The organism is Streptomyces sp. NPDC001816, from assembly GCF_042892235.1.
Taxonomy (GTDB): domain Bacteria; phylum Actinomycetota; class Actinomycetes; order Streptomycetales; family Streptomycetaceae; genus Streptomyces.
Genome location: NZ_JBIATY010000011.1, coordinates 294,975 through 308,564, shown reverse-complemented (window position 1 = coordinate 308,564; position 13,590 = coordinate 294,975). Strand labels below are relative to the sequence as shown.

Sequence of the window (13,590 nt, the reverse complement as noted above, 5' to 3'; positions counted from 1 at the left end):
TCCGGAGACAATGAACCCCGTGCGCTACCGCCTTCTCGGCCCCACCCAGGCACTCCGCCCCGACGGCACGCCCGTCCCGGTCGGCGGGGCACGCCTGCGTGCCCTGCTGAGCGTGCTCGCGCTGCGGGCCGGCCGGACCGTCCCGACCGACCTGCTCGTGGACGAGGTGTGGGGTGCCGAGCCACCCGCCGACGCCACGGGCGCGCTGCAGGCGCTGGTCGGCCGGCTGCGCAGAGCCCTCGGCGCCGATGCGGTCGCCTCCGCCGAGGGCGGCTACCGGCTCGCCGCCGACCCCGACGACATCGACCTGGGCCGGTTCGACCGGCTGACCGGCGAGGGCCTCGGCGCCCTGGCCGACGGCGACCCCGCCAAGGCCGCCGCCGTCCTCGACGACGCGCTCGCCCTGTGGCACGGCCCCGCCCTCGCCGACCTGCCCGACCACACCGCCGACGCCGCCCGCTGGGAAACCCGCCGCCTGGACGCCCTGCGCGGCAGGCACACCGCCGCCCTCGCCCTCGGCCACGCCGAGCAGTCCCTGCCCGAGCTGGCCGCGCTGTGCGACAGCCATCCCCTGGACGAACCGCTCCAGGCACTCAGGCTGCGCGCACTGCGCGACGCGGGCCGCCCGGCCCAGGCACTGGCCGCCTACGAGGACGTACGACAGCTCCTCGCGGACCGGCTCGGCTCCGACCCCGGCCCCGAACTGCGCGCCCTGCACACCGAGTTGCTCACCGAGACCGAGCGGGAACCGCAGCCCGCGCCGCCCGCCGCCCTCGGCAACCTGCCCGCCCGGCTCACCTCCTTCGTCGGCCGGGAGGCCGACATCGCGGCCATCGGCGCCGACCTCGCGGCCGCCCGGCTGGTCACCCTGCTCGGGCCCGGCGGAGCGGGCAAGACCCGGCTGTCCCAGGAGGCCGCCGAGGCCGTACGGCACACCGCCCGGGACGGGGTGTGGCTGGCCGAACTGGCGCCCGTCGACGACCCGGACGCCGTACCGCAGGCCGTGCTGACCGCGATCGGCGCCCGCGAGACCGTGCTGCACGGCGCCGGCGTCGAGGCCATGCGCGCGATCAGCGACGTGGACGACCCGGTAGACCGGCTCGTGGAGTACTGCGCCCGCCGCCGGATGGTGCTGATCCTCGACAACTGCGAGCACGTCGTCGAGGCGGCCGCCCGGCTGGCCGAGCGGCTGCTGGCCCGCTGCCCGCAGCTGACCGTGCTCGCCACCAGCCGCGAACCCCTCGCCGTGCCCGGGGAGTTGGTGCGGCCCGTGGAGCCGCTGCCCGAACCGGTCGCGCTGCGGCTGTTCGCCGAGCGAGGTGCGGCGGCCCGGCCCGGATTCCGCCTGGAGGAAGACCCCGAGGCCTGTGCCGAGATCTGCCGGCGGCTCGACGGGCTGCCCCTCGCCATCGAGCTGGCGGCCGCCCGCCTGCGCATGCTGACCCCGCGCCAGATAGCCGGCCGGCTGGACGACCGCTTCCGGCTGCTCACCAGCGGCAGCCGCACCGTGCTGCCCCGCCAGCAGACCCTGCGCGCCGTCGTGGACTGGTCCTGGGACCTGCTCGACGCGGACGAACGGGACGTCCTGTGCCGGCTGTCGCTCTTCGCTGGCGGCTGCGACCTGACCGCCGCCGAAGGCGTGTGCGGTCCGGCCGCCCTTGACGCGCTCGGCTCCCTGGTCGACAAGTCCCTGGTCGTGGCCTCCCCGTCGGCGGACGGCGGGATGCGCTACCGGCTGCTGGAGACGGTTGCCGAGTACGCGGCCGAACGGCTCGACGAGACCGGGCGCCGGGCCGAGGCCCAGCGCGCCCATCTGACGTACTACCGCGAACTCGCCCGCACCACCGACCCGTTGCTGCGCGGCGGCGAACAGCGCGCCGCCATCGACAGGTTCCAGCTGGAGTACGAGAACCTGCGCACCGCCCTGCGGCACGCCGTCGCCCTCGGCGACGAGCAGGAGGCGCTCAGCCTGGTGCTGTCCCTGGTCTGGTACTGGCAGATGCGCGACCTGCGCATCGAGTGCCGCACCTGGTGCGAGGAGGCCATGGCCCTCGGCCCCGACCCGTTCACCGAGCCGGTCCGCCCCGCCCTCCCGGTCTGGGAGCGCTGCACCGACACCCCGCCCCCGTTCACCGGGGAACTCCTCCTCGAGGCCCGGCGCGGCGTCCACCTCGCCCATCTCGCCTGCATGGACACCGAGATCAACAGCTGGCAGACCCCCGAGGCCCAGGCCAAGCTGCGGGTCATGGCCCAGGTCTACGAGCCCGGCCTGCCGCAGACCTGCCGCGCCCCGGGCGCCATATGGTTCTACGCCGTCATCCTCACCGACGGCGCGGACCGGATGCGCACGATCTCCGACGCCGCCATACAGACCTGCCGGGACACCCCCGGCTTCGAGTGGGAGCTGGCCGGCGCCCTGCAGCTGCGCGCCAACCTGCTCGCCAACCGCACCGCCTGGGCGGGCGACGCGACCCGCGACGCCGACGAGGCGCTGGAGATCTACAGCCGCCTCGGCGACCAGTGGGGCCTCGCCGAGGCGCTGTCCGCACGCGGCGAGGCCAACGAACGCAAGGGCGCCTACCTCGCGGCCGCCGCCGACTACGAGGCGGCCATCGTCCACGCCGAACGCCTCGGCGCCCGCGCCCAGATGGCCGTGCTCCGCGCCCGGCTCGGCAGCGTGCTCCTGGAGGGGGGCGACACCGAACGCGGCGAGCGCATGCTGCGGGACGTCATCGCCAACCAGGAGGGCGCCGTCAACGAGGCGATGCCGGCCGCCCGGCTCTTCCTCGCCGCCTGGCTCGGCCTGACCGGGCGCACCGAGGAGGCGCGCGAGCAACTCCGCCTGCTGCGCGAGGAGTTCACGATCGCCCACTTCGTCGTCTTCGACGTCATGATCCTCAGTCAGGACGCCTGGCTGGACGCCCTCGACCGCCGCTCCGAGGAGTCACTGGACCGCGTCCGCACGGCACTGCAGCGCGCCGACGACCCGCTGTCCCAGGTGGTCACCCCGCACCTGGGCTCCATCTGCCTCACCATCGGGGCAATGGCCCTGGCGAGCCTGGACGGCGGCACCCGGGCCGCGGACGCCGCCCGCTGCCTGGCCGCCGCGAACGCCCTGCTGCCGGCCGAGCACGTACCCTCCGGCCTGGAGCGCCGGACGTACGAGATGACCGAGTCCCGGATCCGCGAGACGCTCGACGGCCCCGCGTACGCGGCCGCGTACGCCGAGGGCGGTGACCTCTCCCTCGCGGAGGCCACCGCCCTGCTGTGGAGCCGTTGAGCGTCGGCTCCTCGTACGTCAGCTCTTCGTGCGGAACTTGTGGATCGCGACCGGGGCCATCACCGCGGTGAGGCCGGCCGACCAGATCAGGGTCACCCACAGGCCGTGTGCGACCGGTCCGCCGACCATCAGGCCGCGGGCGGTGTCCGCCAGGGCGGACAGCGGGTTGTAGTCGGTGAAGTTCTGCAGCCAGCCCGGCATCGAGCGGGTCGGCGCGAAGATCGACGAGCCGAACTGCAGCGGCATCAGCACCAGGAAGCCCATGGCCTGCACGGACTGCGCGCTCTTCATCACCACGCCGAGGGTGAGGAACACCCACATCAGGGCCGAGCCGAACAGCGCGGACAGGCCCACCGAGGCGAGCATCCCCGGCCAGTTGGTGATGTCGAAGCCCACGAGCACGCCGACGATCATCAGGATGACGGTCGCGAAGAGCATCCGCATCAGCTCCACCGCGATCTTGGCGAACAGCACGGAGCCGCGCCCGATCGGCAGGGACCGGAAGCGGTCCATGACACCGGAGTTGAAGTCCTGGTTGAAGCCGGTGCCCACGCCCTGGGCCATGTTCATGCCCATCATGGCCATCAGGCCGGGCACGACGTACTGCACGTACCGTTCCTGACCGCCGCCCAGGGACTGCCCGATGGAGCCGCCGAAGACGTACACGAACAGCAGGGTGAAGATGACCGGGAACAGGATGGCGTCGAACATCGACTCCGGGTCCTGCCGGATCCACAGCAGGTTGCGGCGGATGAGCGCGCCGGTGTGGCGCAGATGGGCGCGCAGCGGGATGGGCGTATCGCCCTTCGCAGCGGCGGCCGGGGTCAGAGTGTTGGAAGGGGCGGCGCGAAGCGCCTCGTTCAGGGTGGTGGTGGGCGACGGGTGGGAGCTCATACGGCGACCTCCTCGCGGGTCTCGGCGGGCGTGGCGTCCTGCGGGGCACCGGCACGGTGGCCGGTGAGGGACAGGAACACCTCGTCCAGGCTGGGAAGTTCGGTGGTGATGGAGGAGATCGTGACGCCGCGCGCGGTGACCGCGCCGACCACGGCGGTCAGCTGCTCGTCACTGAGGATCGGCACCAGCAGCGTCCCGGACTCGGGGTCCACGGTGGTGGCCGCGAGCCCGGTGATGCCCAGCTCGTCCAGCATGGCGGCGAGGGGCCGCAGCTGCAGCGGGTCCAACGGCCGCACGCGCAGCGTGCGCCCGCCGACCCTGGCCTTCAGCTCCTCGATGCCGCCGTTCGCGATGACCTTCCCGCGGTCCACGACGGTCAGCTCGGAGGCGAGCTGCTCGGCCTCCTCCATGTACTGGGTGGTGAGCAGCACGGTGACCCCCTCGCCGACCATCGCCTTGACCTCGTCCCACACCTCGTTGCGGGTGCGCGGGTCGAGCCCGGTGGTCGGTTCGTCGAGGTACAGGACGGCCGGCCGCCCGATCATCGAGGCGGCCAGGTCCAGCCGCCGTCGCATACCGCCGGAGTACGTGCTCGCCGGGCGCCTGGCGGCCTCCGTCAGCGAGAACCGTTCCAGCAGTTCGTCGGCGCGGGTGCGGGCGTCCTTGCGGGAGAGGTCGAGCAGCCGCCCGATCATGTAGAGGTTCTCCCAGCCGGGCAGCTTCTCGTCGACCGAGGCGTACTGCCCGGTCAGTCCGATCACCCGGCGCAGCTGTCGGGGCTGCCGTACGACGTCGTAGCCGGCCACGGTGGCCTGCCCGGCGTCCGGCGTGATCAGGGTGGAGAGGATCCGTACGAGGGTGGTCTTCCCGGCACCGTTCGGCCCGAGCACCCCCATCACGGTGCCCTCCCGCACATCCAGGTCGACCCCGTCGAGCGCCTTGGTCTCGCCGTAGTGCTTGACCAGTCCCCGAACGGTCACGGCGGCGCGTCCGCCGGCGGGGTTGTCATCGATTCGCGTCATGCCCATGAAGGTGCCAGCCCCCACCGACAAACCACCGACAGGGCACCGACAGCCACCGACAACACGCCGACGAACACCGCAACCACCAATTGAGCAACCACGACGGCGAGCAACCACCTACGCGAGAGCGGCGCCGGTTTAGGCGCAAAAAAGGGACAGCCCGCCGACGGGGGATGATCGGCGGGCTGTCCGGGGTGTTGCCGCAATGGCTAATGGACGGAGTGCTCCTCCAGCGGGAACGCACCGCCGACGACGTCCTCGGCGAACTCCTTCACAGCGTTGCCCATGACCTCACGCAGGTTCGCGTACTTCTTCACGAACTTGGGGACACGACCGGACGTCAGCCCGAGCATGTCGGTCCACACCAGCACCTGCGCGTCCGTCTCCGGCCCGGCGCCGATCCCCACGGTCGGGATGTGCAGCACCCGCGTCACCTCGGCCGCCAGCTCCGCCGGAACCAGCTCCAGCACCACCGCGAACGCACCCGCGTCCTGCACGGCCTTCGCGTCGCGCAGCAGCTGCTGGGCCGCCTCCTCGCCCCGGCCCTGCACGCGGTAGCCCATCGCGTTGACGGACTGCGGGGTCAGCCCGATGTGCGCCATCACCGGGATGCCGGACTCGACGAGGAGCCGGATCTGCTCGTGCGAGCGCTCGCCGCCCTCCAGCTTGACCGCTCCGACGCCCGCCTCCTTCACCAGCCGGGTCGCCGAGCGCAGCGCCTGCACCGGGCCCTCCTGGTACGAGCCGAAGGGCAGGTCGCCCACGATCAGGGAGCGCTGGGTGCCGCGTACGACGGCCGCCGACAGCATGGTCATCTCGTCGAGGGTGACGGGCACGGTGGTCTCGTACCCGAGGTGACAGTTGCCCGCCGAGTCGCCGACCAGGATCACCGGGATCCCGGCCTCGTCGAAGACGGACGCGGTCATCGCGTCGTAGGCGGTGAGCATGGGCCACTTCTCGCCGCGTTCCTTGGCGAGGGCGATGTCGCGGACGGTGATGCGGCGAGTGCCCTTCCCCCCGTACAGCGCCTTGCTGCCGTCGGAAGGCTTGTTCTGGGCAGCCGAAAGCTGCGTCATGGCAACGGCTCCTTCAGTCATCTCGAGGCGCCCTGACGGCGTCCCCGGATCGCTTCCATGGTGGCACCTCGTGCCAGCGAGGGCCAGAGGAGCCCCCTGTGATCCCTTCGGCGGGTCACATCACCGCCCTGGCCCCGCTCTGGCCCCGCTGTGTAAGGCCTCGGTAAAGGAATAAGATACGAGACCGTTCCGTATTGAAATGGTCGTAGGCTCGGACACATGACAAGTTCCGTCCCTGCCTCCCGGATACCGGAAGCGGTACACCGGCGCCGATGGGCGATCCTCGGCGTGCTGATGCTGAGCCTGCTCATCGTGGTGCTCGACAACTCGATCCTGAACGTCGCGATCAAGACCATCTCCACCCCGGCGCCCACCGGCATCGGCGCCACCCAGAGCGAGATCGAGTGGGCGATCAACGCCTACACCCTGGTCTTCGCCGGCCTGCTGTTCACCGCCGGCCTCATCGGCGACCGCCTCGGCCGCAAGAAGGTCCTGCTCGGCGGCCTCGTCGTGTTCGGTATCGGCTCGGCCCTGGCCGCCGAGTCCGGCTCCCCGGACCAGCTGATCGCCTACCGGGCCCTGATGGCCCTCGGTGCCGCCTTCGTGATGCCCGCCACCCTCGCCGTGCTGATGAACGTCTTCGAGCGCGAGGAGCAGCCCAAGGCCATCGGTATCTGGGCCGGCGGTGTCGGCCTCGCCATCGCCATCGGCCCGATCACGGGCGGCGCCCTCCTCGACCACTTCTGGTGGGGCTCGGTCTTCCTGATCAACGTGCCGATCGTGATCATCGCGCTCGCCCTGATGGTGTGGCTCGTGCCCGACTCGCGCGACCCCCGGCCGGGCCGGCTCGACCCCGTCGGTGTGGTCCTGTCCGTCGTCGGCCTGGTCCTGCTGGTCTACGGCATCATCAAGGGCGGCGAGCTGGCCGACTTCACCGACGCCAAGGTGCTGGCGACCATCGCCGCCGGTCTCGCCGTCCTCACCGGCTTCGTGATCTTCGAGAAGCGCAGTGACCACCCGTCGCTGGACGTCACCTACTTCAAGAACAAGGTCTTCTCGGCCGCCATGGCCGCCATCGCGCTCGTCTTCTTCGCGCTGATGGGCGTGACCTTCTTCTCCGTCTTCTACACCCAGAGCGTGCGCGGCTACTCGCCGCTGCAGTCCGGTCTGCTGCTGCTCCCGCTGGCCGCCGCCCAGCTGATCTTCGCGCCGCGGGCCCGGCTGCTGGTCGACCGGTTCGGCAACAAGGCCACGACCACCGCGGGCCTGGTGCTGATCGCGGCGACACTGGCCGCGTTCTCCGGCTTCGAGGCCGACACGCCGATCTGGGTGCTGGAGGTCGTCTTCTTCCTCATGGGCACCGGCATGGCGCACATCATGACGCCGACCTCCGTCGTCATCATGCAGGCCCTGCCCCGCGAGAAGGCCGGTTCCGCCTCCGCGCTCAGCAACACCTTCCGGCAGGTCGGCGGCGCGCTCGGTATCGCCGTGCTCGGCTCGGTGCTCTCCACGTCCTACCGCAACGGCATCGAGGGCAAGCTCGGCCTGCTGCCGCCCGGCCTCAGGGACACGGCCGGCGAGTCCATCGAGGCCACGCTCGGCGTCGCCGAGAAGCTCGGCGGGCCGGGCAAGGCCCTCGTCGCCCCCGCCAACGACGCCTTCCTGCACGCCATGCACGTCACCGCCCTGTGCGGTACGGGCGTGGCGCTCGTCGGCGCCCTGGTGACAGTCCTCTTCCTGCCGGGCAAGCCGCCGGTCGGACAGGAGGGCAAGAAGGAGCAGGAGTTGGTCGTAGCCGCGGACTGACCGAAACCCACGGATCCACGGGGGAAGGAGGCTGTTGCGGGAGAATTCCCGCAACACACTGAAAGGACGGACGAGTGAGCCTTGCCGACAGCCGGACGCGGCCGGACGGGCCCGTGCGGGGCCGACCGCGCAGTGAGGCCGTGGAACGCGCCATCCTGGAGGGCGTCGTGAAGCTCCTGGAGGACGGCGTACCCCTTGCCGAGCTCTCCATCGAGCGCGTCGCGCGCACGGCCGGGGTCGGCAAGGCCACCATCTACCGCCGCTGGAGCGGAAAGGAGGAGCTGTTCGTCGACGTGGTACGCGCCGCCGAACCCCCCGACCCCGTACTCCCCGGCACTTCCCTGCGCGACGACCTGATCGTGCTGCTGGAGTCCCTGCGCCAACGCGGCCTCGCCAGCCGCTCGTCGGCGATCCTGCACAACGTGTACGCGCAGATGAAGAGCAGCCCCAAGATCTGGGCGGCGTACCACGCCAACGTCATAGCGCCCCGGCGCGCCCTCTCCCTCGAAGTGCTGCGCCGCGCACGGCAGAGCGGCGAACTGCGGGCGGACGTCGACCTGGAGCTGGCCAACGACATGTTCATGGGCCCCATGCTCGTGCGCTCCGTCATGCGCCCGGACGACGACCTGCCCGAAGGACTCGCGGAACAGATCGTCGACACCGTCCTGGAAGGCCTACGACCCGTCAGCTCGACAGGCTCGTAGCACGTATGTGCACGTTTCGTCACAGACCACGCCGCTCCCGGGGGTAACCGGAACCCCGGGCGCCGACTCGTTCGTCCTCGTCTTCCGTACGGCCGTCATGGGACGGCGGGATCAGGGTCGATCATCCCCTAGGGTCGGATGAACGCAGGGGAACGACGGTGTGCACGGCAGGCAGTGAGGCAGACGGTATGGCGCAGCAGGCGTACATGACGGAGACGGACAACGGCGGCTCGGGGCCCGAGCGACCGGGATCCCGGCTTCGGCGCCTGATGCACCGCCTGTTCGGCGGCTGGCGCGGTGATCCACGCATCTGGCGCCGGGGCATCGTCCTCGCCGTTTTCGCGCTGCTGCTCGCGCTGGTGTTGCTGCTGCACTCGCACATCCCGAACCGGGTGGGCAACCTGGGCAGCCTCACGGAGACCTTCCTGCCCTGGCTGGGCCTGGCCATCCCGGTCCTGCTCGTCCTCGGCGTGCTCCGGAAGTCGGCGACCGCCCTGCTCGCGATCCTCCTCCCGGCGATCGTGTGGCTGAACCTCTTCGGCGGACTGCTCACCGACAGGACGGCCGCCGGCGGCGACCTGATGGTCGCCACCCACAACGTGAACGCCGACAACCCCGACCCGGCCGCGACCGCCCAGGACGTCGCCGCGTCCGGGGCCGACCTGCTGGCGCTGGAGGAACTGCCCGCGTCCGCCGCCCCGGTGTACGAGAAGGCGCTCGCGTCCACGTACAAGTACCACTCGGTCGTCGGCACGGTCGGCCTGTGGAGCAAGTACCCGATGACCGACGTCGAGGACGTCGACATCAAGCTCGGCTGGAAGCGCGCGATGCGCGCGACCGTGACGACCCCCAAGGGCCCGATCGCCGTCTACGTCGCGCATCTTCCCTCGGTGCGGGTGAAGGTGGAGGCCGGTTTCACCGCCCGGCAGCGCGACAAGAGCGCCGACGCGCTCGGCGAGGCCATCGCCCACGAGCCCCTGCAGCGGGTCGTCCTGCTCGGCGACCTGAACGGCACGATGAACGACCGCTCGCTCAAGAACGTCACCTCCCAGCTGCGCTCCACCCAGGGCGCGGCGGGCAGCGGCTTCGGGTTCAGCTGGCCGGCGTCGTTCCCGATGGCCCGGATCGACCAGATCATGGTCAAGGGCGTCGTGCCCGAGAGCTCCTGGACGCTGCCCCGCACGAACAGTGACCACCTCCCGGTGGCTGCTCGTGTGAAGGTGGACACGTCCTCGTAACCGGCCGGAATACTGGGCCCGAGAGACTTTGTTCCGTAGATGAACATAAACTGGTGACGGAACTCCGCTCTCTTACCTCGAAAGGCACAGGCCCTCAATGCCCCTGGCCCTGCTCGCTCTGGCCGTCGGCGCTTTCGGTATCGGTACCACCGAGTTCGTGATCATGGGCCTGCTGCCCGACGTCGCGGACGACCTGCACATCTCGATCCCCACCGCCGGGCACCTGGTCTCGGCGTACGCGCTGGGCGTCGTCATCGGCGCCCCGCTGCTGGCCGCGCTCACCGCCCGGATGCCCCGCCGCACGGTGCTCATGTCTCTGATGGCCCTGTTCGTAGCGGGCAACGCGCTCTCGGCGTTCGCTCCCGGCTACGACTCCCTGCTCGCCGCCCGCTTCCTCAGCGGCCTGCCACACGGCGCCTTCTTCGGCGTGGGCGCGGTGGTGGCCACGGCGATGGTCCCGCCGGAGCGCAAGGCGCGCTCCGTCTCCCTGATGTTCCTCGGCCTGACCGTCGCCAACGTCGTGGGCGTTCCCGTCGCCACGCTGATGGGCCAGCACCTGGGGTGGCGGGCGACCTTCCTCGGCGTGAGCGCGATCGGCCTCGCGGCGATAGCTTCGCTGGCCCTCCTGATCCCGCGCGACCGCGCCGCCGCCCCCACCACGGGCCTGCGCGGCGAACTGGCCGCCCTGCGCTCCCTGCCGGTCTGGCTGGCCCTCGGCACGACGGTGGCGGGCTTCGGCGCCCTCTTCGCGGCGTACAGCTACGTCACCCCGATGCTGACGGACTCCGCCGGGTTCGCCGAGGGCAGCGTGACGGTGCTGCTCGCCCTGTTCGGCGTCGGCGCGACGGCGGGCAACCTGCTGGGCGGACGCCTGGCCGACCACTCGATGCGCGGCACGCTGTTCGGCGGGCTCGCCTCGATGGTGGCCGTACTGCTGCTCTTCCCTGTGCTGATGCGGGCGGAGTGGAGCGCTGCCCTGGCCGTGGCCCTGCTCGGCATGGCGGCGTTCGTCACCGGCTCCCCGCTCCAGCTGATGGTCATGGAGAAGGCCGCGGCGGCTCCCTCCCTCGCCTCCTCGGCCAACCAGGCGGCCTTCAACCTGGCGAATGCCGGCGGCGCTTGGATCGGGGGGCTGGCGTTGGCCGCGGGGTTTGGGGTTACGTCGCCTGCGGTTGCCGGGGCGGCGCTGGCTGTCCTCGGTCTGGGTGTGGCGAGTGCGGCGTACCTGGTGGACCGGCGGCGGGAGGTTGTTTCAGTGGGCCGCGTCGTCGCTGCGCACGTGCCCGAGCAGGCGGGGGCGTTGCAGCACTGACTCAGAGGGTCTTGGTTTCGTTCAGGAAGTTCGTGACCGTTGCCGCGAAACGGGTCCGTCGTCCAGCCACGGGAAATGGGCGGTACTGGGCTGGATCACCAGTCGGCCGTGGAGAAAGGGCCCGGCCAATGGCGACACCGACGGCCAGGACGCTCGGCGTGATGAGCGCGAGCCTGCCGACCCGTTCCGGGTGGCGGCTCACGTACGACACGGCCAGGTTCGCGCCGGCCGAGTGGGCGAGCAGATCGATCCGGTCGAGGCCGAGATGGCGACGCAGGGCCTCCACGTCGTCGACGAGCCGGTCGCAGCGGTAGGTGGCGGAGTCCTCGGGCCGTGCCGACCGCCCGGTGCGGCGCAGGTCCAGTCGGATCAGCCGACGGTGGGCGGTGAGGCCGCCGAGGTCGCCGATTGTGGGGTCGCCTTGATAGCGGGCGGTTCGCGCCGTCACCGGCGTGCCTGCACAACCACAACGCCGTACCGCAAGGCCCCGACCAGGGCACGAGGCGGATTCAGTGATGCTCCTGGCCGGGGCTTTCCGTCATGTTGTGCGCGCGTCAGTTGGGGGATCTCTAGCCGACCGGCAGACCGAGGAACTTTGCCGGAGCCAGCTCAAGGAACTTCGACATCGCGGTGTTCAACCGGGTCGTCTCAGGGCTACCTGCGTCGGCCGCCAAGCTACGGAACGTCAGTTCCAGGACCCTGTCACCGTCGCGAACCAGGAGCGTGGTGATCTGGGCCTGCTGCCCGACTGGACCGGCGAGCATCGTGCGCATCAGCGCCTCGTCGCCGAACCTCCGCTCCACCTCGAGTGGCTTGTTCGGATCATCGGCCGGTTCCACCACCTCAACAGTTATCTCCTGATCGCCGATGCTGATGGTCCACGCGGCGCACTGGGCGTACACCTGCCGCATGTCGGCCATCCAGCTCACGGCGGCCCCCGCCACCCGCTCCGAAACCCCCACATCGATGACGATCGAGGAGTCGGCGTTCACGAAGGACGTCCTGACCTCTCTCGCGGCCTTGTCGGTGAACGTCCGGTTCAGCAAGGCCGTGCCTTCCGGGGTCGGGCCGGTCATCGGTGGCGGGTCTTCGTCGGACGAAGGCGAGGCCAACTCGGTGAAATCGCCCAGGCCGGCCGGGGCCAGATCATCGGCCCTGACCAGTAGGCGCTTGAGGTCCCCGGACGGGTCCTTCGACGACGTTGACGAAGCCTCAGATGTGCTCACAAGTCTCCCTGTTCTCATGCGACGAACGGTGCATGACGGAGACGGCAGCCCGTTCCGCGTCGAGCCGTTCGGCCAGGAGCTTCTCCTTCTCATCGAGCTCCGCCCGGCGGGCTGCGACGCGTTGGGCGGCCTCGTTGATCTCCGTCATCCCGCGAGCCTACGAATCCGTACGCCTCCGCGACCTGGAAACGAACAGACCGGCCCTGACTTACCTAGGGCCTGTCTCCCGAAGCCTGCGCTGCGCATGGTGCTGTGGCCCGGATGGATAACCTGTGTTGGTTTCGACTGGCCTGGTGTGACACTTCGGGCCATGACCTCGCCAAAGCTCAGTGATCTGGATTACCTCAAGGAGATCGAACGCCTCGCCAACCGCGTCGAGTTGGAAGCATCGAGCGAAGGATGGCTTTCGTACCAGGAAGACCCGGAAGATGCGACAGCGCTCCAGCGCAGCGTGAACGCACTTGCTCGGGCTCTGCGTCACTACCACTTCGATGGCGACGGCTGCCTGGAGGAGGACCGGCCCCTGGTGCGACTCGTGGGAGCCTCGGTGCTGAAGCCTTCCTCCATGCCGGCCGGCATGGAGGAAGGCTACGAGGAGATATGCGCGCGAATCGGTGTCGAGCCCCGGCCTGAGGGCTGGGCTCTGTGGAACACCTGGAGTGACGGGAAGCTGAAAGTGACCATGGTGGTGTCCGCGGTCGAGACGACCGAGGGACTGTTCGAGAACTGGTCCCGTGGAAGGGCCCTCGACCCCGTGTCACCACTGCCGTCACAGATCGCTCTCATCCGCCAGGGCTGGATAGGTCCGATCACCTTCTCGCCTCGCGCCGTCAGCCGGACGGGCCTTGGCGGTCGGCCACTGTCCTAGCTGTTGGCGATCAGGGTCCCAGGGCGGTCGGCCGCCGAAGTTCGACAAGACCGACTACCGCGAGCGGCATGCCGTCGAGTGCGGGATCAATCGCCTCAAGCGCCACCGGGCCGTGGCCACGACATACGACAAGCTCGCAGTCCTCAACGAGTGGCTGTGACCAG

12 protein-coding genes and 1 pseudogene are annotated in these 13,590 nt (G+C 70.5%); 7 read left to right on the top strand and 6 right to left on the bottom strand.

What is annotated here, in order from left to right:
• The first annotated feature begins 10 nt into the window (after window positions 1-10).
• Window positions 11-3,280, top strand: a complete 3,270-nt coding sequence (locus ACFYZZ_RS33715) for a BTAD domain-containing putative transcriptional regulator (RefSeq protein WP_389184167.1) — start codon at window positions 11-13, stop codon at window positions 3,278-3,280.
• A gap of 18 nt (window positions 3,281-3,298) precedes the next feature.
• Here the strand turns inward: ACFYZZ_RS33715 and ACFYZZ_RS33710 are convergent, their stop codons facing one another.
• The 3 genes from ACFYZZ_RS33710 to panB form a co-directional block, all read right to left on the bottom strand.
• Window positions 3,299-4,174, bottom strand: a complete 876-nt coding sequence (locus ACFYZZ_RS33710; RefSeq protein WP_389184164.1) for an ABC transporter permease — start codon at window positions 4,172-4,174, stop codon at window positions 3,299-3,301.
• Window positions 4,171-5,196 carry an ATP-binding cassette domain-containing protein gene (locus tag ACFYZZ_RS33705; RefSeq protein WP_389184161.1) on the bottom strand — a complete coding sequence of 342 codons (1,026 nt, stop codon included), beginning with the start codon at window positions 5,194-5,196 and terminating at the stop codon, window positions 4,171-4,173. Before ACFYZZ_RS33705 ends, ACFYZZ_RS33710 begins: the two co-directional genes overlap by 4 nt.
• Before the next feature lie 209 nt (window positions 5,197-5,405).
• Window positions 5,406-6,272 carry a 3-methyl-2-oxobutanoate hydroxymethyltransferase gene (gene panB, locus ACFYZZ_RS33700; RefSeq protein ID WP_386572412.1) on the bottom strand — a complete coding sequence of 289 codons (867 nt, stop codon included), beginning with the start codon at window positions 6,270-6,272 and terminating at the stop codon, window positions 5,406-5,408.
• A gap of 219 nt (window positions 6,273-6,491) precedes the next feature.
• Between panB and ACFYZZ_RS33695 the strand changes: the two genes are divergently transcribed.
• The 4 genes from ACFYZZ_RS33695 to ACFYZZ_RS33680 all read left to right on the top strand — a co-directional run bounded on the left by ACFYZZ_RS33695 (window position 6,492) and on the right by ACFYZZ_RS33680 (window position 11,332).
• Window positions 6,492-8,078, top strand: coding sequence for an MFS transporter (locus ACFYZZ_RS33695; RefSeq protein WP_389184158.1), 1,587 nt, complete (start codon window positions 6,492-6,494; stop codon window positions 8,076-8,078).
• 74 nt (window positions 8,079-8,152) lie between these two features.
• Window positions 8,153-8,782 (top strand): TetR/AcrR family transcriptional regulator, encoded by a 630-nt coding sequence (locus ACFYZZ_RS33690; protein WP_389184155.1) that lies wholly within the window; start codon window positions 8,153-8,155, stop codon window positions 8,780-8,782.
• A gap of 269 nt (window positions 8,783-9,051) precedes the next feature.
• Entirely contained in the window at window positions 9,052-10,020 is a 969-nt protein-coding gene (locus ACFYZZ_RS33685; protein WP_389184290.1) for an endonuclease/exonuclease/phosphatase family protein, read from the top strand.
• Between the two features lie 97 nt (window positions 10,021-10,117).
• Window positions 10,118-11,332: an MFS transporter gene (locus ACFYZZ_RS33680; protein WP_389184152.1), complete on the top strand. Its 1,215-nt coding sequence runs from the start codon at window positions 10,118-10,120 to the stop codon at window positions 11,330-11,332.
• A 1-nt stretch (window position 11,333) separates the two neighbouring features.
• On the opposite strand, the gene ACFYZZ_RS33675 is transcribed toward ACFYZZ_RS33680, so the two are convergent.
• Genes ACFYZZ_RS33675 through ACFYZZ_RS33665 form a run of 3 tightly spaced genes read right to left on the bottom strand, consistent with a single transcriptional unit; the run spans window position 11,334 to window position 12,706 of the window.
• Window positions 11,334-11,849, bottom strand: coding sequence for an alpha/beta fold hydrolase (locus ACFYZZ_RS33675; protein WP_389184287.1), 516 nt, complete (start codon window positions 11,847-11,849; stop codon window positions 11,334-11,336).
• Between the two features lie 52 nt (window positions 11,850-11,901).
• The gene (locus ACFYZZ_RS33670; RefSeq protein WP_389184150.1) at window positions 11,902-12,558 is read right to left on the bottom strand and encodes a hypothetical protein; all 657 of its coding nucleotides are present in this window, start codon (window positions 12,556-12,558) and stop codon (window positions 11,902-11,904) included.
• Window positions 12,545-12,706 carry a hypothetical protein gene (locus ACFYZZ_RS33665; protein WP_389184147.1) on the bottom strand — a complete coding sequence of 54 codons (162 nt, stop codon included), beginning with the start codon at window positions 12,704-12,706 and terminating at the stop codon, window positions 12,545-12,547. The genes ACFYZZ_RS33670 and ACFYZZ_RS33665 overlap by 14 nt, the downstream gene beginning before the upstream one ends.
• A 162-nt stretch (window positions 12,707-12,868) precedes the next feature.
• Between ACFYZZ_RS33665 and ACFYZZ_RS33660 the strand changes: the two genes are divergently transcribed.
• A complete protein-coding gene (locus tag ACFYZZ_RS33660) occupies window positions 12,869-13,426 on the top strand; it encodes a hypothetical protein (RefSeq protein WP_389184144.1) in 558 nt (185 codons plus the stop codon).
• Window positions 13,427-13,433: 7 nt separating this feature from the next.
• Window positions 13,434-13,586: pseudogene (locus ACFYZZ_RS33655) on the top strand (IS5/IS1182 family transposase); the annotation flags it as partial.
• Window positions 13,587-13,590 lie beyond the last annotated feature (4 nt).